Source organism: Sunxiuqinia elliptica, assembly GCF_900113005.1.
Taxonomy (GTDB): Bacteria; Bacteroidota; Bacteroidia; order Bacteroidales; family Prolixibacteraceae; genus Sunxiuqinia; species Sunxiuqinia elliptica.
The window spans coordinates 226,015-249,889 of sequence record NZ_FONW01000003.1; the positions used below are offsets into that span (position 1 = coordinate 226,015).

16 protein-coding genes are annotated in these 23,875 nt (G+C 39.6%); 5 read left to right on the forward strand and 11 right to left on the reverse strand.

The window, feature by feature from the left end; genetic code table 11:
* Positions 1 to 374: 374 nt before the first annotated feature.
* Both trhO and BM156_RS09270 read left to right on the forward strand, forming a co-directional pair.
* On the forward strand, positions 375 to 1,427 hold the full coding sequence (gene trhO / locus BM156_RS09265; protein ID WP_093919577.1) for an oxygen-dependent tRNA uridine(34) hydroxylase TrhO: 1,053 nt from the start codon (positions 375 to 377) through the stop codon (positions 1,425 to 1,427).
* A gap of 6 nt (positions 1,428 to 1,433) precedes the next feature.
* On the forward strand, positions 1,434 to 2,429 hold the full coding sequence (locus BM156_RS09270) for a tRNA dihydrouridine synthase (protein WP_093919578.1): 996 nt from the start codon (positions 1,434 to 1,436) through the stop codon (positions 2,427 to 2,429).
* Between the two features lie 9 nt (positions 2,430 to 2,438).
* Here BM156_RS09270 and BM156_RS09275 read toward each other — a convergent pair whose 3' ends face one another.
* Positions 2,439 to 4,970 (reverse strand): ATP-dependent Clp protease ATP-binding subunit, encoded by a 2,532-nt coding sequence (locus BM156_RS09275; protein ID WP_093919579.1) that lies wholly within the window; start codon positions 4,968 to 4,970, stop codon positions 2,439 to 2,441.
* 292 nt (positions 4,971 to 5,262) lie between these two features.
* On the opposite strand from BM156_RS09275, the gene gyrA reads away from it, so the two are divergent.
* The gene (gene gyrA, locus BM156_RS09280; RefSeq protein WP_093919580.1) at positions 5,263 to 7,797 is read left to right on the forward strand and encodes a DNA gyrase subunit A; all 2,535 of its coding nucleotides are present in this window, start codon (positions 5,263 to 5,265) and stop codon (positions 7,795 to 7,797) included.
* A gap of 61 nt (positions 7,798 to 7,858) precedes the next feature.
* Entirely contained in the window at positions 7,859 to 9,079 is a 1,221-nt protein-coding gene (locus tag BM156_RS09285; protein WP_093919581.1) for a tetratricopeptide repeat protein, read from the forward strand.
* Positions 9,080 to 9,738: 659 nt separating this feature from the next.
* On the opposite strand, the gene BM156_RS09290 is transcribed toward BM156_RS09285, so the two are convergent.
* The 9 genes from BM156_RS09290 to BM156_RS09330 form a co-directional block, all read right to left on the reverse strand.
* Positions 9,739 to 10,218 (reverse strand): methylglyoxal synthase, encoded by a 480-nt coding sequence (locus tag BM156_RS09290; RefSeq protein ID WP_170846916.1) that lies wholly within the window; start codon positions 10,216 to 10,218, stop codon positions 9,739 to 9,741.
* A gap of 151 nt (positions 10,219 to 10,369) precedes the next feature.
* On the reverse strand, positions 10,370 to 10,876 hold the full coding sequence (locus BM156_RS09295) for a flavodoxin (protein WP_093919582.1): 507 nt from the start codon (positions 10,874 to 10,876) through the stop codon (positions 10,370 to 10,372).
* Between the two features lie 12 nt (positions 10,877 to 10,888).
* Positions 10,889 to 12,931, reverse strand: a complete 2,043-nt coding sequence (locus tag BM156_RS09300) for an alpha-ketoacid dehydrogenase subunit alpha/beta (RefSeq protein WP_093919583.1) — start codon at positions 12,929 to 12,931, stop codon at positions 10,889 to 10,891.
* Positions 12,932 to 12,955: 24 nt separating this feature from the next.
* Positions 12,956 to 14,290 carry a dihydrolipoamide acetyltransferase family protein gene (locus BM156_RS09305; protein WP_093919584.1) on the reverse strand — a complete coding sequence of 445 codons (1,335 nt, stop codon included), beginning with the start codon at positions 14,288 to 14,290 and terminating at the stop codon, positions 12,956 to 12,958.
* A gap of 186 nt (positions 14,291 to 14,476) precedes the next feature.
* Positions 14,477 to 14,929 (reverse strand): hypothetical protein, encoded by a 453-nt coding sequence (locus BM156_RS09310; RefSeq protein ID WP_093919585.1) that lies wholly within the window; start codon positions 14,927 to 14,929, stop codon positions 14,477 to 14,479.
* Positions 14,930 to 15,022: 93 nt separating this feature from the next.
* On the reverse strand, positions 15,023 to 16,330 hold the full coding sequence (locus tag BM156_RS09315) for a serine hydrolase domain-containing protein (protein WP_093919586.1): 1,308 nt from the start codon (positions 16,328 to 16,330) through the stop codon (positions 15,023 to 15,025).
* A 23-nt stretch (positions 16,331 to 16,353) separates the two neighbouring features.
* Positions 16,354 to 17,265, reverse strand: a complete 912-nt coding sequence (locus tag BM156_RS09320) for a dihydroorotate dehydrogenase (protein ID WP_093919587.1) — start codon at positions 17,263 to 17,265, stop codon at positions 16,354 to 16,356.
* Positions 17,259 to 18,032, reverse strand: coding sequence for a dihydroorotate dehydrogenase electron transfer subunit (locus BM156_RS09325; protein WP_093919588.1), 774 nt, complete (start codon positions 18,030 to 18,032; stop codon positions 17,259 to 17,261). Before BM156_RS09325 ends, BM156_RS09320 begins: the two co-directional genes overlap by 7 nt.
* 125 nt (positions 18,033 to 18,157) lie before the next feature.
* Positions 18,158 to 18,598 (reverse strand): helix-turn-helix domain-containing protein, encoded by a 441-nt coding sequence (locus tag BM156_RS09330; protein WP_093919589.1) that lies wholly within the window; start codon positions 18,596 to 18,598, stop codon positions 18,158 to 18,160.
* Positions 18,599 to 19,574: 976 nt separating this feature from the next.
* On the opposite strand from BM156_RS09330, the gene BM156_RS09335 reads away from it, so the two are divergent.
* On the forward strand, positions 19,575 to 20,777 hold the full coding sequence (locus BM156_RS09335) for a metallophosphoesterase (RefSeq protein WP_093919590.1): 1,203 nt from the start codon (positions 19,575 to 19,577) through the stop codon (positions 20,775 to 20,777).
* Here the strand turns inward: BM156_RS09335 and BM156_RS09340 are convergent.
* Positions 20,769 to 23,663: a TolB-like translocation protein gene (locus tag BM156_RS09340; protein ID WP_093919591.1), complete on the reverse strand. Its 2,895-nt coding sequence runs from the start codon at positions 23,661 to 23,663 to the stop codon at positions 20,769 to 20,771. The genes BM156_RS09335 and BM156_RS09340 overlap by 9 nt on opposite strands.
* Positions 23,664 to 23,875: the final 212 nt, after the last annotated feature.

A 23,875-nucleotide genomic window follows, 5' to 3' on the forward strand; every position in this document is an offset into this window, starting at 1 on the left:
ATAATTTAGTTTAGTTAGACCAGAAAATAAATATTGGTTTAAAGAGAAAAGGTATCTATAAGGATTTCATTCTAAAGCATTTGTTTTTAAATGCAGTGCTAATATAGCAACTATTTCGATCGAATATTAAAAAAACCTTAAAATTTCTTAATGATTCCCAAAATAATTGGTTTTGTATAACTGTAATATCCTGTTTTCCAAAACTTAAAAAAAGTCAATATGTTATAGAATATGTTTGAATTTGTAAGCTATTAAGACGAAATACTTTCAGAATAAGAGTAAATAATTCTGATTTTTGCGAATTCTATCAGACAAAAACACCTTTAAATCTGAATTGAGAGTTTTTTTTATCTTTGCCAGCAAATATTACAACTATGCAGCTCTACAATAAATTCAGCAAAGAGGAGCTAAAAGCTCTTTTGGAGGAAGAGACATTTAAGCGGAAAACTATTTCCTTTTATCGTTATGTACGAATTAAAGAACCTCAAGCCTTTCGAGATGACTGTTATCGACAATGGAGTCAGCTTAATTGCTTTGGACGAATTTACATTGCTCGTGAAGGAATCAATGCCCAAATGAGTGTTCCGGAACATGCTTTAGACCAGTTTTTGCAACTGTTAGATAATACGCAAGGATTGGAGAATATGCCAATTAAGTATGCCGTTGAAGATGATGGCAAATCATTTTACAAGCTTACCATAAAAGTTCGCCCCAAAATTGTTGCTGATGGCCTGAATGATCAAGCATTTGACGTGAGTAATGTTGGAACACATCTTTCGGCAAAGGAATTTCACGATTTAATTGATGATTCATCGACCTTATTGATTGATATGCGGAACCATTACGAAAGTGAAGTAGGGCATTTTAAAGGAGCTGTATGTCCTGAGGCCGATACCTTCAGGGAAGAAATTGAAATGGTCGTTGCTGATTTTCAGGATCAAAAAGACAGGAAAGTACTACTATACTGCACAGGAGGCGTGCGTTGTGAAAAAGCCAGCGCTTATTTAAAACATCATGGCTTCAAAGATGTCAACCAACTGCATGGAGGAATCATCGAATATGCTCGGCAAATCAAGCAGCTAAAGCTAGACTCAAAATTCATTGGGAAAAATTTTGTGTTTGACGAGCGACTAGGCGAAAGGATCAGCAACCAAGTTATTGCCCGTTGTCATCAGTGTGGTAAGGCCTGCGATACCCACACGAACTGCGCCAACAACCTTTGTCATATTCTGTTTATTCAGTGCGAAGAGTGCGCCAAACAATACAATGGGTGTTGTACTGATGAGTGTAAAACGGTGTTAAATGCCAACGAAGAAGAACGTTTGTTGTACGTTCAGGATTTCAAACGTAAATTTGGCAACCGAAAAAGTTTTAGAAAAAGCATCGATAGTAAGCTGAGTCAAGCTCAGCGTTCGGCTTCAGAATAAATATCTATGAGTAATTTTTGGAATGAAATAGAAGGGCCTATTCTTGCTTTAGCGCCCATGGAAGATGTTACTGACACCTCGTTTCGGGAACTGGTAGCCCAGCTCTCCGAACCAGGCTGTCTCCACCTGTTCTTTACCGAATTCACTGCTGTTGATGGCATGAATCATCCTGTAGGCAAAAAGCGTGTTTCTGAACGCTTGATTGTCAGTGATAGCGAACGAGCAATTCTCAAAGAAAAAGGCATTCGGCTAATTGCTCAGATTTGGGGAAATAAGCCCGAAGTATTTTATAAGGTTACTCGTGAAATTACGGAAGAATACCAATTCGATGGCATCGACATCAATATGGGGTGTCCAGTGAAAAATGTAGTAAAGCAAGGTTCTTGCAGTGCATTGATTGGGACACCGGAGTTAGCTCAAGAGATTATTTATGCCACCAAGGAAGCAACCCATTTACCTGTTTCAGTGAAGACAAGAACCGGACTAAAAGCTCATGAGACTGAGCGATGGATCACCCAGCTACTGGAGACAAAGCCGGCCGCAATTACATTACACGGACGAGTTCAAAAACAGCAGTCTGATGGCGAAGCCAATTGGAACGAAATAGCAAAAGCTGTTGCAATTCGCAATCAACAAGGGCTTACAATCCCAATTCTAGGAAATGGAGATGTACTTTCTTATGCCCAGTCCATGGACTATTCGCAGCAATATGGAGTAGATGGCATAATGATCGGGCGAGGCATTTTTCACAACCCCTGGTTTTTCAACTCCCTGCAGCTCGAGCGAACAAAAGATGAAAAAATGGAGCAACTGGTAAGGCATACACAGCTATTTGAAAAAAATTGGGGAGGAGTGAAGAACTTCAATATTCTAAAGCGATTTTACAAGATCTACGCCAATGGATTTGAAGGAGCATCTCAGTTACGGGCAAAATTAATGGGCGCCAACTCATTTGATGATGTCTATCAACTGGTTAACGCCCAAAATATGGTTTTAAGCTAAATTTGTGATTTACTTAGCTGTTTTGTTGTCTTTATCTTTAGTTTCTAAGATTTTAACCTTGATCTTCTCATTTTTCTTATCAAAACCAATTGAGATCGTATCTCCTTCGGTTATTGATGCTTTAATGATCACCTCAGCCATTTCATCTTCCAGGTATTTCTGAATTGCCCGTTTCAAAGGACGAGCTCCATATTGAGAATCGTAGCCTTTTTCTGCAATAAAATCTTTGGCAGCCTTTGAAATTTTCAATTTATAATTCAAAGCTTCGACACGACCGTACAGTTCCTTCAATTCGATATCAATAATTTGGAAGATATCTTCTTTCGAAAGTGTATTGAACATGATAACATCGTCAATCCGGTTTAGAAACTCTGGAGCAAAAGCTCGTTTCAATGCCTTTTGAACAATGTACTTAGCATGGTCATTTTCCTCCTCTACAGTTTTAGGCGTCGAAAAACCAACTCCACGACCAAAATCTTTCAGTTGACGCGAACCAATATTCGATGTCATAATGATAATCGTGTTTTTGAAATCAATATTTCGTCCCAAGCTATCGGTCAAGCGTCCTTCATCCAAAACTTGCAACAGCAAGTGGAAAACATCCGGGTGTGCTTTTTCAATTTCGTCAAGCAAAACAACAGAGTAGGGCTTCCGACGCACTTTTTCAGTCAACTGGCCACCTTCTTCGTAACCAATATACCCCGGAGGTGCACCAACCAAGCGTGAAACAGAGAATTTCTCCATGTACTCGCTCATGTCAATCCGAATCAGCGAGTCGATGCTATCAAATAAATACCTGGTAAGCACTTTAGCCAACTGAGTTTTTCCAACGCCCGTTGGACCGAGAAAAACAAATGAACCAATTGGTTTATTGGGGTCTTTCAATCCAGCACGATTTCGCTGAATTGCTTTTACAATCTTAGCAATTGCATCGTCTTGACCGACCACACTACCTTTAAGTTTGGCTCCCATGTTCATTAGCCGAATGCCCTCTGCTTGTGCTATTCGCTGCACTGGCACTCCAGACATCATAGCAACAACTTCGGCCACTTTCTCTTCTTCAACCACTTCTCGGTGACTGATTAATTCTTTTTCCCAGGCTTCTTTTTCCTGTTCCAAAAGCTGAAGCAAGTTCTTTTCTTTATCCCGATGGTTAGCTGCTACTTCGAAGTTCTGGCTTTTTACCGCTTTGATTTTCTCTTCGCGGGTGCTCTCAATCTTTTCTTCCAACTTAACAATCCGGTCCGGTACATTAATGTTTGAAATATGCACCCGGCTACCAGCCTCATCCAAAGCATCAATTGCCTTGTCTGGTAGATAGCGGTCAGTAATGTATCGAGCTGTCAATTTGACACAAGCTTCAATTGCTTCTTTCGAGTAAATCACATTGTGGTGATCTTCGTATCGCTCCTTGATGTTATTCAAGATTTCGATGGTTTCATCGACAGAAGTAGGCTCTACCATCACTTTTTGAAAACGACGCTCCAAGGCACCATCTTTTTCAATTTGCTGACGATACTCATCGAGCGTTGTTGCTCCAATACACTGGATATCACCCCGTGCAAGTGCTGGCTTCAGCATGTTGGCAGCATCCAGCGAACCGGTTGCTCCACCTGCTCCAACGATGGTATGAATCTCGTCAATAAACAAAATGACGTTGCTTACTTTCGATAACTCATTCAAAATCGCTTTCATCCGCTCCTCAAACTGTCCCCGGTACTTTGTTCCTGCAACAATCGAAGCAATATCCAAGCTAACCACACGCTTATCAAACAATACGCGCGAAACTTTCTTTTGAATGATGCGAATAGCAAGTCCTTCAGCAATTGCAGACTTACCAACTCCTGGTTCGCCGATTAAAATTGGGTTATTCTTTTTTCTACGTGACAGAATTTGAGCCAAACGCTCAATTTCTTTTTCACGCCCTACAATTGGGTCGAGATTGTTCTCCTCAGCCGCCTTTGTAATATCGATACCAAAGTTATCGAGCACAGGGGTTTCTGATTTTGCAGAACCTGTTTTTTTAGAAGACGAACTGCCTGTGGGCTGCTGCTTTGAGAAGGGATCGTCAACATCATCTTCGTCTCCAAAGTCAGACTTTGCTTCCGGCTGTTTATAATCTTCCAATCGCGATTTTAAAATGTAATAATTCACATGAAATTCGCTTAACAATGCTGCGATTTGACTTTCCTTATCTTTTAAAAGTGCCAGCAGCAAATGTCCGGTATTAATTGTTGAGCTATTGAAGGCACGGGCTTCAAGGTAAACTAGCTTAAGTGCTTTTTCTGCTGATTTTAAGAGCTGAACAGAAGCTTGCGGATCAATCATATTATCAGTACGAAGCGTACTTTCGATCGCTTCTTTTACTTCAGATAAATTTACTCCCAAATTGGTGAGAATATCAATTGCAATTCCTTCTCCCTCTCTCAAAATCCCCAAAAAAATATGCTCAAGCCCAATCTGCTCATTGCCTAACCGAATAGCTTCCTCCCGACTATAAGTGAGAACATCCTTTATTCTTGGTGAAAATTGAGAATCCATAATAAACTGTCCTTATTATTAATCAATAAAACAATGTTTCTCCTAGTAACAAATACCATTCCGAAATGTTGGAACGACTGACGTCTTGTCCTATGGATCTTATCAATGATAAAAATAATCAATATTTACAGACCCTACCGTTTAATTTGTTGGTTTTTTGAACACTGAACTGTTAAAATCTTGTGTTTCAGGGGGAATTAAAATGCGCTTAAAATGGCTGTTATTATTAGTATTTTTATATTTTTGTAAGTCAAAATTTTTCAACATAAAATTTCTTTAAAAGGAGGATTAAATGGCTGAAGGCGAAAAAATTATAAAAATAAATATTGAAGAGCAGATGAAATCTGCTTACATCGACTATTCGATGTCAGTCATTGTTTCAAGAGCACTACCTGATGTGCGGGATGGTTTAAAACCAGTTCACCGTCGGGTTCTATTTGGAATGAGTGAGTTAGGAATACTGTCCAACCGTCCCTATAAAAAGTCGGCTAGGATTGTAGGGGAAGTTCTTGGTAAATACCACCCTCACGGTGACTCTTCAGTTTATTTCACCATGGTACGTATGGCACAGGAATGGTCACTTAGATACCCGTTGGTAGATGGCCAGGGTAACTACGGATCAATTGATGGAGATAGCCCTGCTGCAATGCGTTATACGGAAGCCAGAATGGCAAAGATTGCAGAAGAAACACTTCAGGATCTTGATAAAAACACCGTTGATTTGCAACCGAACTTTGATGAGTCGTTGCAAGAACCAACCGTACTACCAACTCGTATTCCAAACTTGCTGGTAAATGGTGCTTCGGGTATTGCTGTGGGAATGGCAACAAATATGCCACCACACAACCTAACTGACACCATTGATGCCATCGTGGCATACATTGACAACCGTGAAATTGAAATAGCCGAGCTTGTTCCAATTATTAAAGCCCCTGACTTTCCTACAGGAGGTATTATTTATGGTTACAAAGGAGTAGAGGATGCCTATGAAACAGGTCGCGGACGCATTGTTTTAAGAGGAAAAGCACACGTTGAAGTTGGATCAAACGGACGTGAAAAAATCATTGTAACCGAAATTCCATACTTGGTAAACAAAGCTGAGCTCATTATTAAAATTGCTGAGCTTGTTCACGAAAAGAAAATCGAAGGGATTTCGAATGTGAACGATGAATCGGACCGTGACGGGATGCGTATTGTTATCGACATCAAAAAAGATGAGATCTCAAATGTTGTTTTAAATAAGCTGTATAAGTATACACAGCTTCAAAGCAGCTTTAGCGTAAACAATATTGCCTTGGTAAAAGGTCGTCCAAGATTGCTTAATTTAAAGCAGCTAATTCATTATTTCGTAGAGCACCGTCACGATGTTGTTGTACGACGTACGCAATATGAATTGGAACAGGCAGAAAAGAGAGCACATATCTTGGAAGGATTGATTATTGCAAGTGACAATATTGATGAAGTTATTGCATTAATAAGAAGCTCAAAAACACCAGAGGAAGCACGCGATCGATTGATTGCTAAATTTGAATTAACTGAAATTCAGTCCCGTGCGATCGTAGAAATGCGTCTGCGTCAGCTTACTGGACTAGAGCAAGACAAGCTACGTGCTGAGTATGAGGAAATCATGAAGTTCATTGATCGTTGTCATGAAATTCTTGCAAACGAAGAACTTCGGATGTCGATTATAAAAGACGAGTTGCTTGAAGTAAAAGCCAAGTACGGCGACGAACGTAAAACTGAAATTGTCCCGAACGCTGAAGAATTCAACCCAGAAGACTTCTATGCCGATGAAGAAATGGTCATCACAATTTCTCACATGGGATACATTAAGCGTACGCCGTTGACCGAGTTTAAAACTCAGGGCAGGGGAGGTACCGGTTCCAAAGGAGGCTCAACCAGAGACGAAGACTTCCTGGAGCACATGTTCATTGCAACGATGCACAACACGCTTCTTCTTTTTACAGAAAAAGGAAAGTGTTTCTGGCTTAAAGTTTACCAGATTCCTGAAGGCACGAAGACATCTAAAGGAAGAGCAATTCAAAACTTATTGAATATTGAGCCGGACGACCAAGTGTTGGCTTACAACAAGGTCAAAAGATTGGATGATGAAGAGTATATTAATAATAACTACATCATTCTTTGTACCAAAAAAGGAGTTATTAAAAAGACCTCACTCGAAGCATATTCTCGCCCTCGTCAAAATGGGGTAAATGCGATTACAATTCGTGAGGGAGACCAACTATTGGAGGCACGCTTAACCAATGGCAACCAAGATATCATGATCGCGGTAAAATCTGGGAAAGCAATTCGTTTCCACGAAAACATTGTTCGTGCCATTGGTAGAACAGCGTCTGGAGTGCGAGGTATTTCACTTGCTAATGAAGCAGATGAGGTAGTTGGCATGATCTGTGTAGAGAACGAGTCTGAAGACGTTCTTGTTGTTTCTGAAAACGGTTATGGAAAACGATCAAGTATTGATGGTTATCGAATCACTAACCGCGGTGGAAAAGGAGTAAAAACTATCAATATTACAGAAAAAACAGGAAACTTAATTGCAATTAAGAGTGTGGTTGATGAAAATGACTTGATGATTATCACTCAAAATGGATTGACCATTCGTCTACCAATTTCATCACTTCGTGTTATGGGACGTGCTGCACAGGGAGTTCGACTGATCAACTTAAAAGGAGATGATTGTATTGCTTCTGTTGCAAGGGTTACTTTCGAACACACAGATGAAGTGGAAGACGCAGAAATCGTTGATGAAGAAGGAACAAGTCAAAACATTGATGAAACTCCTGAAAATGAAACTCAAGACGAATAATCTTACATTTGATAACGATCTTAAAAAAATTAAATTTGTAGGAAAAATCTAAAAACTAATAATGATGATGAAGAGAACTGTTTTTTTATTAGCACTTATACTTTCTGTAACTGTGTCATTTGCCCAGAAAGGAAAGGTATCGAGTGCGCAAAGTTATAAGGAATCTGGTAAGCTTGACAAGGCGCTTGAAGCCATTGAAAGTACAATCGACCCAAGTAATGACAAGTCAGAAAAAACACTGACTTGGCCTAAAACCTGGGAAGTAAGAGGGGAGATCTTCCAAGCTCTTTACCAAACCAAAGATGCAAACTACCAAAAGCTTTCTGATGCTCCTTTAACTGAAGCATTGAAATCTTACAAAAAAGCATTAGAACTGGATGAGAAAGGAAGAAATGAAAATTCAGTAAAAATAAAATTGACCCTTTTAATTTCAGATATTACTGACCAGGCTGTAAAAGCATTTGGTGATGACAATTACGACTTGGCCTTGCAATCATTCAAACAAATTCTTGAAATTCAAGATATGCCTTTGATGCAAGATGAAGAAACGGAGCAAGCTGTTGATACAGTAATCATTTTCAATGCTGGGTTAGCTGCTTATAACGCAGAAAAATACGACGAAGCAATTAAGTATTACGAAAAAGCTGCAGAATATGACTACAATGGAGCTCGTACTTATGAATTGATTTCTTCAAGCTACATATTACAGCAAGATACAACCAATGCGCTTACAGCCTTGCAAACAGGTTTTGAGAAATACCCAGAGAACAGCCAAATTATGGTTGCTTTAATTAATATCTACCTTAATGCAAATAAAGTAGACGAAGCAATGAAATACTTGGAACTAGCTATCGAACAGGATCCTGAAAATGCTTCATTCCACTTTGCTCGCGGGTCTTTGTATGACAAAATTGACGATACAGAGAAGGCTACCGAAGCTTATAAAAAGGCTATCGAAATTAAAGAAGACTTTGCAGATGCTTATTACAACCTTGGAGCAATTTATTACAACTTGGGAGTGAAGCAAATTGAAGTTGCTAATTCGGTACCTACAAATCAGCCAGACAAATACGAAGAAGAAAAGAATAAAGCTGATGTTGAGTTCAAAAAAGCAATTGAGCCAATGGAAAAAGCAGCAGAATACGCAGCAGTTGGAACAACAGATGCAGCCAAGCAAACAGAATTAAGCGCACTGGAAACTCTTAAGACATTGTATTACCGTCTGAAAATGATGGATAAATTTGATGTTGTGAATAGCAAACTAGAAGAGCTTAAGCAATAAGAATAAATAGCCAAGATAAAAGGAGGGAATTTTCTCTCCTTTTCTTACATTTATAAAAATAACATAATATCAACTATAAGACAAATATAGAAATACTAAAAAGGAGCAATTGTTATACGAAAATACCCACAGCAATAAAAAACCGTAATGAGAGCTTAAAGCGAAATCAGCCTCTAAAATTGACCGGGTAAACAATTACGACGTGGACTTCAAGGACAATTAGGCAAATCTTCTTGAATTCTATTTGTTCTCCCTATTTCAATATTTCGATCAACTCTGCCAGACCGATCTGAAATATTGAATTCTCAGCACGTTAATTTTCTTTACTATTTACAAGCCACGAAGGTATTTACAATGAACCTGGTAATGAAAAACAATCGTTTCCCAAGCAGACACTTATTTTATTGTATGTGTAGCCTGGATGCTCGCTCTGTGGCTGTAGTCGCCAAACTGACTTAACTAGATAGAATCCTTAAACTAGGTTTCTGAAAGCCATTCGTGCTTCCAGACACATAAAATTCACATTACACAATTGTAAACTACCTAGATAGCAGGATGAATAAAACTTACCCAATGCGCTAGTAATCAAAGAAAAGCCTTGATTTTCATTTGTAAATCAAGGCTTTTCTTTTCCTTTTTATTCTTATTCAATTGATGATTTACATCTTAACATCTCGCATAATGTAAGAAGAATAGTCCTTTATTATTGGCGCATATTGTTGATGAAAAAGCTTCGATGAAATAATAAAATCGGCTGTAGAACGATTGGTTGCAACCGGAATGTTATAAAGTGTTGAAATTCTTAGTAAGGCTTTAACATCTACATCATGAGGCTGTGGTTGCATGGGATCCCAAAAGAAAATCAACATATCAACTTTCCCTTCTGAGATAAATGCACCAAGTTGTTGATCTCCTCCCAGCGGCCCTGACTTTAACCGCACTACATCAGGTGGAATAATCTCATTTTCAGCACATTTTTCATGAATAGTCTCCTGAACGAGTTTTCCTGTTGTTCCTGTACACATCAAAGTGTGTGGCACCAACTCTTTCCAGTTGTATGCAACCCACTCCATCATATCTTTTTTGCGATGATCATGAGCGACCAAGGCAATTACTTTCTTCTGTTTAATCTTATTCATAACTCATTTTTTTGCAAAGATAAGCAGACTAAGAGTACAAAAGTATTTTACGTTCCCTGAAAAGCAGTGTTTTCACCATTATTTCATAAAAAAGGCATGAACTCTTCAGAATTCATGCCTTTGTGTTATCTAATTGAAAATTAATCTTTTCCTATTTGAAAACAGCTTTGAGGTCTTTCACCCAATTGTCGATACGCTTCTTAGAAAGACGAGCTTGGTTTTCCTGATCCAGGACAAGTCCCATAAACTTCCCATCTTCAATAGCATGAGAAGACTCGAAAGTGTAATTATCAACTTCAGTAAAACCAACGAGCTTTGCTCCACGATCGCGAACCAGCTTAGCCATGATTCCAACACCATCGGCAAAGTTTTCCGGATAACCGACTTGGTCCGCCAAACCGTAAATAGCAATGGTTTTACCTTTCAGATCCAAATCTTCAAGAGCTGGAACAAATTCATCCCAGTAATTCGGCAGTTCTCCGTCAAACCAAGTTGGAACTCCCAAAATTAATTGATCGGATGATAGAAACTGTTCTTCAGTGATCTCCTCTGCATTAATAACATCCAACTTGAGATCTTTCCCAATAGCTTCGACTATTTTCTCGCCAGCTTTGGCCGTTTTATTTGAATTAAAACTATAAATAATTGCGGTACTCATGATTTTCAGTTTTTAGTAAGCAAGGATCTTTTTAGCTGCATCATAAATTTTGTCTACAGTAGGCAAAATAGCCTTTTCTAAAGCCCGGTGAAAGCCTACTGGGGTGAATGGTGATCCAACACGGTGAACCGGACCATCCAGATCCTCAAACGCTTCTTCCATGATAATGGATGCAATTTCAGCGCCAAATCCCGAGTGAACTTTATCTTCATGGACAACCATCACTTTTCCAATTTTCTTGACACCGGCAAGGATTGCATCCTTATCCATTGGCACCAAAGATCTTAAGTCGAGTACTTCACATTCCAAACCTTCTTTAGCTAGCTTTTCCGCTGCGTCAAGCGCCAGGTGTGTCGCATTCCCGTAGGTAATGATAAACAAGTCATTTCCCTCACGACGCGTACGTGCTTTACCAAATGGAACTTCAAAGTCATCAGGAATTACAGCGGCAGCCTTAGGATCATTATATAACGCTTTAGGCTCCATAAACATGGTCATTCCTCTTGACCTCATGGATGTTCTTAATAATCCGGCAGCATCGTCAGCAAACGAAGGATAAACAATTCTAACCCCAGGAATTGAGGTCAAAGCCCCTTCAATCGTCTGCGAATGGTATAATCCGCCGCCGATATAACCTCCTGAAGCAAGACGAATTGTCACATTCGGGGTGAATTTTCCGTTTGAACGCCAGTAGTCATGACTGGAGTCAACATATTGCTCCATGGCTGGCCAGAAATAGTCTGCAAACTCAGCACCTTCTACTACAATACGAATTTTATCACTGAAACGAGACATTCCGTTCGCAGTTCCCATGATAAAATCCTCTGCAATAGGCGCATTGAATACGCGTTTAATCCCGAATTCTTGCTGCAGCCCTTTCGAGACGTTGAAAATTCCTCCTTTGTCCTTGTTAGCCATATCCTGTCCCCAGATAAAAGTATCCGGGTTATGTCTAAATTCGGCTTTCAAGGTTTCATTCAGACCAGTGATCAACTTTTTCTTTTCACCGTCTTCCTCATGCAAGCCGTCTGGGTACTTCTCAGACTCATAAGCTTCAGGCAAAACAAAATCAAAGATCGATTCCGGATCTGGATCTGGAGCTTTCAGGGCAGCTTTATGAGCAGTTTTTACAATTGCCTTAGCATCTGCTTCAATAGCTGCCAATTCTTCTTCCGTAAAGCGCTCATACCGGATCAACATGCGTCGATACTTTGCTAGTGGATCGTAATCTAATACGTAGTTTCGTTCCGCTTCAGATCGATACAATTCGTGTCGGTCTGAGTTTGAGTGCGAGCGCATACGAACACAGTTTGCCTGAACCATTACAGGTTCTTCAGCTTCCAATGCATGACGCTTCGCCTCAGTCATGGCATTCATTGAATCAAAAACATCCTTTCCGTTACAGTGAATAACGCGTAGATTTTTAAAACTATTGAAGTTATTGGCCACTTTACGGGTTGCTGTTTGATCCTTCTTTGGAACAGAGATTCCGTAACCATTATCCTGAATAGCGAAAATCACAGGAAGCTTTTCTTTTGATGCTCCGTTAATCGCCTCATAAACATACCCTTCTGACAAGGAGGACTCTCCTTGAGAACTGATAGAAACCGCTTTCTCACCATAGTACTTAATGGCTCGAGCAGCTCCAACAGCATGTAAGGTATGGTTACCTGTTAAGGACGAAACATTGTGAATGTTCCATTCTGGCTTGGCAAAGTGGTTAGACATATGTCGTCCGCCACTTGCAGGATCTGTTGCCTTCGAAATACCGTTCAAGATAAGCTCTTCGGCCGTTAATCCGGCTGAAAAAGCGGTTAACATGTCACGATAGTAAGGAAACAAATGGTCCTTTTCTTTTTCGAAAATCTGACCAATAGCCAGCTGAATTCCATCATGCCCTGCATAAGGAGCATGATAGGACCATCCAATAGCCTGCTTCAAGTAATTAGGCGCTTTATTATCAATAGCACGCCCAATCGTTAGCAATCGAAACCACTTCTCAAGCGTTTCTTTTGGTGTACTTTTTATTGAATATACTTGTGGTACAGTTGTCATTTCTTGATTTTTAAATTAAGCCCATTAGATTTCACGATTCACATCAAATTCTTCGAGCAAATCTCCAATCCGCCTAACAAAGGCACCTCCCATTGCTCCATCAATAATGCGGTGATCGTATGAAAGTGAAAGGAACATTTTGTGTCTAACCACAATAACGTCACCTGTTGGTGTTTCCATTACTGCTGGTTTCTTTTCAATTGTTCCAGTTGCCAGAATCGCAACTTGCGGTTGGCTAATAATTGGCGTTCCAATCACATTCCGGAACGAGCCGAAATTGGTAATTGTGAAAGTTCCTCCCTGGTAATCTTCTGGCCCAAGCTTGTTATGGCGTGCTCCTTCTGCTAAGCTATTCAGCTTTTTGGTAATTCCAAGCAAGTTCTTTTGCTCGGCTTCTTTGATAACTGGAACAACCAGGTTTCCATCGGGTTTTGCAACCGCAATCCCCACGTTAGCAGAAGGATGTAAATAAATTTTATCGTCGCTAACGGATGAATTCACAATTGGAAATTCCATTAATGCCTTCGCTACAGCTTCTGTAAATACAGGCATAAAGGTAATTTTCTCACCGTATTTCTCCTGGAACTTGTCCTTCACTTTCTTCCGCCACAATACCAAGTTGGTAACGTCAGCTTCAACCACTGAAGTAACGTGTGGAGAAGTTTGCTTTGAACGAACCATATGGTCTGCAATCAGCTTTCTCACTCGGTCCATTTCAATGATCTGCTGATCTGCTCCAATAGATGCACTAATTTTTGGTGCTGCAGGCTTGGTCGATTCGGCTTTAGGTGCCGTGACTTCTTTCGCAGGCGCAGCTTTTTCGCCTTTCCGGCTTTCCAAATAATTTAGCAAATCATTCTTTTGTACGCGACCGTTTTGGCCTGAACCTTCAATACTCTCCAGTTCTTCCATACTAACTCCTTCTTTTTCGGCAATGCTTTTTACCAAAGGAGAGTAAAATCGGGTAGCAACAGTTTTACTAGACGCTTCCTTTTCAGAAACATCCTTTTCACTTTCTTTAGAGGTTTCTCCAGCTTTATCGGCTGATGCATCCTCGTCTTTATCCGTTGTTTCTTTGTCGTTAGTGTCTCCGGAATCGCTATCGCTATCACCTTCTCCTTCGATTTCAACAATTGCGACTACTTCACCAACCGGAACAAGCGCCTCTTCTTCGAAGAGGATTTTTGAGATAACACCATCAACAGGCGATGGGATTTCAGAATCTACTTTATCGGTTGCCACCTCAAATACAGGATCATCTTCTTCAATTGTATCTCCCTCTTTGACAAACCATTTGGTAATTGTAGCTTCCTGAACACTTTCGCCTAGTTTAGGCATTAGGATCTTGAACTCTGACATACTCCAAAATTATTTATTTAACATTTTGATTATTCTTGAAATTTCAACATATTCAACAAGCCAAGAATTGAAAAGTTCAAGGAGTAAAATGCTTCCTAAATAATCTTGTTTAATAAGGAAATAAAGAAGAAGCGACGAAAATCATTTTCGTGGAAATGATTCAGAAAAAATCAAAAGCCACAGAAGCTATTGAATGACAATTCTATCGAAAACACCGATTATTTCTTCTGAATTATTAGCCTGTCTCAATTCCTCTTCGATTGAATCGGTTTCTTGATTGAAAATGACAATCGACTTATTGATAATATCAACCATATCTTTTTCAATTTTTTCCTGACTGAGAGTCTCTTTCCTTTTGCACTTTCGAAAATGGTGCGTCAGTTTTTCAATGGAATAATACAGATCAGGTTTTCTTATCTCCAACGAAGCTGTATAACTGGGTGGTCCGCAGTTGACATTTTTGGTGTAAACTTGCCTGAATTGCTCTAGCTTTACCGATAAGGTTTCCCCTAAAAGCTTATCGTAGGTACATTCTTTTACTTCGGGGAAGTTGCATGCGATTTGTTTAAACTGATAAATTTCCTGCGCCTTTGAAGAGACTGCAATAAGTATACAACACAAACAAACAGTAAACTTCATAAATCATTCCTCCACTAAATCAGATTTTCTTTTAAAAATAGAAAAAAAGAATTAGCAAAAGCTAACCGCTGCCGAATAATGTTGAAAAACACGTTAGTGATTAATCGCCAACGGCAAGGTATCAATTGGGTAATAATTAAATAAATCCTGCTGGGGCCATTCCTCTACTCGTCGCGTCAAACGCTGCATAAAACGATTAATTTCATACGGAAACTTTGAGCCCTTCCAGCTACTAGTATTGGAAAGAAATACCCAACTCAAACCATCAGGTTGTCGCTTTAGCATAGCAACTGATCCTGCCATGCTTCCTGTGCGAGCCCAGGTGCCATGATCTGTTGTTGCCCGCCAACCGAGTGGCCCTTTAGCATAGGTGTTATCGGTCATTTCCAGGATGGAGTTATCCGACAAAATATCGTGCACCTGAGGATAGCCATCAATCAGCACAAGCAAACGAGACAATTCGACCACAGAGCAAATCCAGCCACCAGCGGCTCCAAGTAGCTCGATAGGATTTCCGCCATCCGATTTAGCAACCATCAAGCCTTTTCCATTGAAATCGAAGATCTGCTGACTGCCTCTTTGCTCGAAGTAGTCAACCTCATTGGGGAGTTTATACATTAAATTGCTATGTCCGATATGCATATCCAAAATACCATTGGGAATAAGAATATCTTCGCGAACATAGTCTTCGTAGCTTTTTCCAGTAATGGCAGAAACAACCTCGCCCAGAAACATATATCCCATATTGGAATAAGAGGTTTGTGAACCTGGCGGAAAGGATAATCGTCGACTCGCAACGTATTTAGAATAAGTTGTCATTGTAGCAGGAGGAGGATCTCCAACTTTATTGGCAATACTCAAAGAATGAAAAGCAGGGTCGCCATAGCGCTGAGACCAACCTCCGGAATGGGCCAGCAAGTTTCGAACGGTAATTTGGTATAACTTTTTATCTCTTACTTCTCTGAAATATTCATTGTCTAGTATTGCTCCAGGACCAAAGACTTGATCATCCAGATTGAGCCGACCATCTTCAACCAAGTGCATAATGGCAATGGCTGTGATAAGCTTAGAGACACTGGCAACTCTAAAGAGTTTTCCTGGCTCTACCTCATTGCCTATGCGGTCAGCTGTTCCAAAACCCTGAGCATATACCAACTGTTCATCTTTTATGACAGCAAGGGCAACTCCTTTCAACTCCCAACGTGTGATAAAGCGCTCAACCTGTTTGGCAATGTATTTAGAATGTTCAAAGTCAGAAAGGTCATTCCTGATTCTATAATTAAGCCCTTTCAGCTCCAATTCATAGTAGGCAGGCACTTGCTTTTTCCGGCTGATTCGCTTTGAACCAAAGGATAAAACAAATACAGAAACAAGTACAAGATATTTGAGATACTTCGTCATTTACAAATCTAAATTAGATTAATTTACATTTGCAACCCACCAATTAAGTCACTCATACTATGCATTTTATTCTTTTCCATATACGAATCGATTCCTTCAACGATTTGAGTTGGAATCGTAGGATCAATAAAGATTGCTGTTCCAACCTGAACCGCAGAAGCTCCAGCCAACATAAACTCGATAGCATCCGTTGCATTCATGATTCCTCCCATCCCGATAACCGGGATTTGAACAGCCTGATATACCTGCCAAACCATTCTTAAAGCAATCGGTTTAATGGCAGGGCCTGATAAACCGCCAGTGATGGTTGATAAAACTGGCTTCCGACTATTGGCATCGACAGCCATTCCCAGGAAAGTGTTTACCAGCGAAACAGAGTCGGCCCCTTGACCTTCAACAGCTTTCGCAATTTCAGCAATATTGGTCACATTGGGTGAAAGCTTTACAATCAATGGTTTATCGTACACTCTACGAACAGCCTTAACCACCGCCTCTGCTGAAGGACAACTTACCCCAAAAGCCATGCCTCCTTCTTTTACGTTTGGACAACTGATATTAAGCTCAATGGCAGGAATCTTATCCAATTCATTGATACGCTCCGTCAGTTCGATATATTCTTCGATTGTTGATCCATTGACATTAACGATAAAGTTACTGTCAATGTCCTTAATATTCGGGTAGATATTCTGAATGAAGTTGTCAACCCCTTTATTTTGCAATCCTACAGCATTTAACATTCCCGAAGGGGTTTCAGCCATCCGGGGATAGTCGTTGCCTTGACGAGGCTTTAAAGTGGTTCCTTTCATGACTACGCCTCCAAGCATAGCCAAATCCACGAAATCAGCAATTTCTTCACCAAAACCACAAGTTCCCGAAGCGGTTAATACCGGGTTTTTAAACACCAAATCCTTGATACGAACGCTTAAATCTACCATGTTAGTTTATTAATATTAAAAACCGGTCCTTCTGTACATACACACTGATTGCCTTCCTTGGTTTTCTCAACGCAGCATAAGCAAACGCCAAAGCCACAAGCCATCATATTTTCCAACGACACTTCACAAGAAATACCTTTGACTGCAGCTTCCTTAGCAACAGCCTTCATCATCATGTCAGGGCCACAAGTATAAACCCGATCAAAAGTGCTTAATTCATTGGTAAATACAGGATGGTGAGTTACAAAGCCTTTTTCACCCAGGCTTCCATCTTCGGTGGTAAAGTAATAATTCCCAAATGCCTGATAAGCATCAATATTGACGTGATCTTGTTGACTTCTAGCTCCCAGGATGACATGGACGTTCTCAGCTGGGAGTCCGCATATTTTTGCTAAAAATAGCATTGGAGCGACACCACTACCACCACCAATTAGTAAAACCTTATCTTGTTTTTGAGGTAATGTAAAGCTATTTCCTAAAGGATAAACAACACTGATTTTTTCTCCTTCTTCGTAAGTGGTTAACACTTTTGAACCTCGCCCCAGAATCTTAACTAACAACGAAAATGTATTATTCTCGTAATCAACGTCCAATACAGAAAATGGACGACGCAAGAATATTTCAGTTGCTTTTTTAATCTCAATATTTACAAATTGACCGGGAAAAATCTCAGGTAATTTCGTCGGAGCTTGCAAGACCAGTTTAAAATTATCATGGTTTAACTGTTTATTCTCTACTAGCAGCAACTCCTGAACCGTTTTCTTCATGTGTTTATAATTGAATGTTTTTACGTGGTAACACATGTAACTTGCCAGTAAGCACTCGAAGAAAGCTACTTCAGCTGGCTCATTTCATACGATACGAATTTGCCGGCAAAGATAACCAGAATAATTTATTTTGACGGACCGTATTCTCTAAAAGTTTGATCAGTATAAAACACAACAATGCGTTCTACTTGTTTTTCAGAGGAAGTCTCTCGCACTGCTTCTGCTAAAGGATTGACAGGTGTTTTTTCAACTGTTGGCGCTGAAATATCAAGCGGCTTAATCCTTTCCTTTTCCACAGGAGCTTGTAACTCTTGCTGTTGTTCGAAAAGAACCGGCTGCACTTGATCCTTAGATCCGTCTTCAAGCATCGTTCCATTGCCCATAATCAACCATTTGGCATTGATTTCCGGATAGGTTTCCAACAATTTTGAAATAAACTGAAAGCTGGGCTTATTTCTCCCGTGTAGTACATGGGTTACATTCGACCGTTGTACGCCAATCGTATCTGCCAGCTCCGAAGAACTCAATCCTTTATGATCCATGAAATTCTTAATCCTGCTATTCATATTTGAGAATTTTACATTTCACAAATATACAACAACAAATTTAAATAACACAACAGCTCTCCCTATTTACAAAAGTTTCATTTGTAACTCTCAAATGACAAAAACCGTAAACTCCCCCAGATTACACTTAAAGTAAAACTAACAACAAACTCCCTAATATACTCATAGAAAACACACTAAACAAACAAAGACTCTTTAAAATAGCAGCATTTGCAGCCTGCGTCCCAAAATACGCTAAGAAAACACTTTAGATAATACCACTAAATACCTGATTTAATGTATATTATTTCACGAGAATAGCACAATAGACTAAATAGTCGGCCGCAACTTTTACGTGATTTACAATACACATGAACAGTAGACAAATCTGAAAAGTAAAGACAAAAAAACAAGTCTCCTCTCCTCTTCTGCAATTAACAAATACAAACTAGCAAACAATATTGACTCGCATTGTCTAATTCAAAAATGTAAATCAGGAGAATGATAAAAGAGAAAGTACTTTAGGAATTCTAAAAATATTTATCCCTCACATGGGTTTAGTTATTTGTCTATTTTACGTTTTTACCTTGTTGCAAATTTTGATCATAAACTAAATCGTTAAATGGAGAAATCTGAGAAAGTTCAGAACTGCTTGTTTCCTACACTTAAAAAGTCAAAAAAGAAACTGAAGCGCCGACAATAATTAGACTACACGCAAATTTTCACGCCCTGCTAACTGTGACGTCAAAAATATTGAATTCTCAATGAGCTAAAAAGCGCACTAAATATGTCTAAAACACTAATAACCATCGGATACTTACATTTATCTGGCTCTGTTTTAAAACTGCAATCTAGCCCAAAATCTCTATATTGAGCAAAAAATCTCTGCTTCGTCATTTATTTAAAGATTCTGGATCAGAAATTCATGGTGATGTCATTTTGCTTAATTAAATTCGCCAGAACATTTTTTAGAATAAAAAGAAATCAATCATAAGCCATGAGAGGAATTCCCGGTTCTGGTGTTTTTATTTTTTTTGCTATCGTTTTTCTTATTGAGTTGTTAGCGTTTTTTGCCGTGCGGCATTTGCTTGATCGCCCTCGTGTAAAAAAACAAGTAACCTTGATGTATTGGTTACTCAGTTTTTTGATGTTTGCAATCTTGCTGCTGGCTTTTTTAAACCCAGATAAGATTCGAGAAACAACCAATTATCAGTTTTTTTACTTTGTTATCTCCGTCTCCTTTTTAAACCTTCTTCCTAAAATAATTTTAGCTGTTGGTTATTTACTTTCAATCATTCCAAGACTATTTCGCTCATTTCGAATAAGCCGCGTTGTGGTGATGAGTTCTTTAATCATTGGACTTGGCCTAGTCATTACCATTGGCTATAGCATTGCCTTTGGCCGAAAAACCCTCCGAATTGAAAAGCATGAGATATTTATTAAAGACTTGCCGGCCGAGTTAGATCAAACAATACTGCTTCAATTTTCGGATACTCATCTGGGAAGTTTTGAAACTGATGCTTTCTTTAAACGAACTGTCGAAGTCATAAATCAACAAAACGCTGATGTGCTATTATTTACTGGCGATATGGTAAACAATTATTATCAGGAAATGGAAGGTTTTGAAGATGAACTGGCTAACATGAAGGCGAAATATGGGAAGTTTGCGATACTTGGTAACCATGACTACGGAGACTATTCCAATTGGGAAAATGACCAACTAAAGCGCAATAACCATCAGCAACTTTGTGACAAGATTGAGCAAGCTGGATTTCAGTTGCTTCAAAATGAATCTGCTGCAATCTCAATAAATCACACCCCTGTTGAAATTATTGGAGTTGAAAATTGGGGACATGCTCCTTTTCCTCAATATGCCGACTTAAGTAAAGCATTGAAAGATACCAAGGCCAACTCTCTAAAAGTATTGCTCAGTCACGATCCTGCTCATTGGGAGGCGCAAGTAATTGATCAAACCGAAATTCCACTTACGCTATCAGGCCATACGCATGCTGCACAAACAGGACTTCGTATTGCAGGAATTGAATTTAGCCCAATGTACTTTGTCCAAAAATACTGGGGCGGACTTTATCAGCGTAACGACCAATACCTATATGTTAACCGGGGTTTTGGTTGTGTCGGATTTCTTGGCAGAATTGATATGGCACCTGAAATTACAGTGTTAACCCTTCGTTCAAAGTGAGTCGAAATCCACTGAAAAGAGCAATTGGAAATAGGCTTTTTGAGACTTAGGCAAGAAAGCTGTCCGAAGCCCTAACGAGACAGGTGTCAGCAAGCGTAAAAAATGCCCGTCTCCCATAAGATCAACACCAATTGATTGCATATCCGTTGAGAATGTTCCGGCAACCTGACCTTCCTGGCTGTATAAATTACCCGTTGCATGAGCATAATCATAAAAGAAATTAGCACGCAAACGTTTCAAGAAAATCCAGCGACCTAAGCTCCAATCAGGATAAGCCAACGGCATAGCATAATCTGCCGATAAAGTATAAATCTCATTGTTTTGGAAACTTTTATAACCATGGGGAGAACGAACAATATTCCCAAAAGTAAAGGCAGCTCCTTGATTGCGTTTTTGATAGCCGTAGTAAAAACGAGTACCATGATTCTGCATAAAACCAGGAACAAACAGGTAAGCTTGAACAGCAGACAAATCTCCAACATCACTGCCTCCTTTTAATCCATACCGAAACGTTAGTTCAAGCGCTTGTCCCCATCGTGGCCGAAGGTCGAGTTCTGCCTGTCTCAACATATTTTGCAAATACAGTTGGTAGGTTACCGAATGATAGTAACCTTCGTAAAATTCATGTGGTGTATCAGTTGTATGAGCAATGTTCTGGTAAGCATAGTCAATTTTTGGGCGAACGTACTGGGTATACTTTCCCTGGCTAAATTGCAAGGGCAAGTAAACACTCGCATCAATATTTAATTCTTTCCACGAAAAGCGTTGCTTGGTTGTGTCGCTTGCAATAATAGCACCACTCTCTTGATCAATTGTATTCTCTATCAACCAATAATGTGCGCTTGGCTTTCGATAAGAAACCTCTGCATCAAAAACAGGAAACCAACCTGAATATTTAAATCCAGCAATATACTTCCCTGTTTCGTCGGCCCAATCATATTCATAGCCCAAACGAGTTTCCGCGGTCCCCAACTTATTTTGAGAAAATAAGGAAACACCCGGTTTTACATCTTCTTCGGCTGCATCGATATAAGCTGGAGCCCAACTATGAAAGTTGAATAAATGAGCCAATTTCCGATAAGGCTTTGTTTCAAAAACGGCATGCTCTTTTTCTGAAAAATCAGGGATTCCTAACTCCTGACTCGCCAGTTTTTCTGCCAAGGGATAAGTTTTAAATATTGTGGAATCCAATTCCTTATTTACCATTTCGTTTTGATGAAGCTGCACCAGTTGAAAACCATCGGAGTTATAATTACTAAAAACCAAACCTCCACCAATAGACGCAGGATAATCAGCTCCAAAGGGTACCGAGCTTAGCTGTTTCGTTAGCTTGCTATTAAGATCTAGCTGGTAAATATTATCGATTCCAGAAAAAGAGCCTGTAAAGTACAACTTGTCATCAGCAAAATAAGGATTGCGTATTTCATGAAAATGTCCATCCATAAGCACTTTTGAGTGTCCGGTCATTACGTCCAATGAAGTCAGCTTCTTTCCTTCTGAGGATTGTGTTACAAAGAATAAAGAGTTGCCAGAATCATCCCAACAAGGTGTAAGTAGATAAGGATTGCCTGGCAATTTGAATTGCTGAAGCAGTTGGCCATTTTGCAAATCAAAAATTGACAAAGAATAATGATTCGAATGATCCACTTCAATTGCAGCAAATTGCTTAAATGACGGGCTGATCGTAGGACTAAACAGCTTATTCTCATGCTCAAAAACCTGCTTCTCATTGGTTTCGCTGTTGTAAACCACAATCACTGATCGATCAGCATGCGTCCATCTTATATCTGGCCGGCGTTCAGACCAAATCAATTGATTTCCTCTTCCAGAAAACGACTCTTTGAAAATAGCACCGGGAGTCGTAACCAATTCTTCTGATTTAGAAGTCAGTCTGACAATTCGAGAAAGATCAACCCGACTTTCTTTTAACGCAATCCAAGTGGAGTCATTCAGTGCGTAAGCCTGTGTGTATCTCGTAAAAAACGGCTGTCTAGCAGTAATTTCTTTCACTTTATAAATCTTGATATCAGCCACTTCCCGACTCCATTCTTTTTGATAATCATTAAACAAACTACGATATAACCCGGCTTGGTTCATCCCTGTTTCTCGTTTCAAAACACGATCAACCGGTGTAATGGATAAGGGACGCTTGGCAATCTCGCTAATAACATTTTCCCAAACTTGCGACCCAAATTTTTGGCGAGTACCTCCCACCATCCAATAGCCAAACTTATACCGGTTCGGTACAAAATCTTTATAGGATCCCAAAGAAGCTTTATTAAAAGAATATGCTCCTTTCTCCAAAAGCTGCGCTTTGTTTTCCATCAAAAAAGAAGGCAATCGTCCGCGTCCTGCTTTTGAAAGTGCAGTTTCTGTAACCACCGCATCTCCTTCAATAAACCAAAATGGTAAATAAGCTCCAACAGCTACCGCAGCTGCCTGCTCTCCAAATAATATTGGCAGAATGTCAGGTAATTCTTGTTGAATTTTGTCCATTTGCACCACATGTCGAAATTCATGAATTGCCAGCTGTTCCAACCAGTCCTGTGCATAAATGGCTTGATGCGGAGTTGTAAACAACTCAACTCGTTTGGGAGACCAAGCCACCAAACCATTTGACTTCACAGTGTGTGTATGCAGAATGATCGAAATTTTCCGAGGTTCGTGCTTTAAACTTTTCGAGCCATAAGCATATACTTTCTCAAAAACAAAAGCTACCTGTTGAGCTTTCTCTTCGTAGTCTTCTGGATAAATAAGCTGAAAGTGCTTTGTATTTATTTGACGCCACCGGATTGATGCGGGTTCCTGTCCTGTTGAAAAATACTGCGAATACCCCGTCGTTAGCGAAAAAAAAGCTAGCACAAAGCTGATGACGAACCTCTTCATTTGTTCGATTTTTTATTGTGAAATAGCTAGTCATTCGATCTAATGACTTCTGAAAATTCCGATTGAGTCTTTTCTAGTGAAGGCATGACAAAAAAGGCAATTGTTCCAACTAGAATTTAGCGCATGCGAGTTTTCGTTTAGTGTGATTCAGACAGACAGACCTGCTACTCCTTATAAATAATTATTTTTAGTCAGGTGAATATAACCAAAAA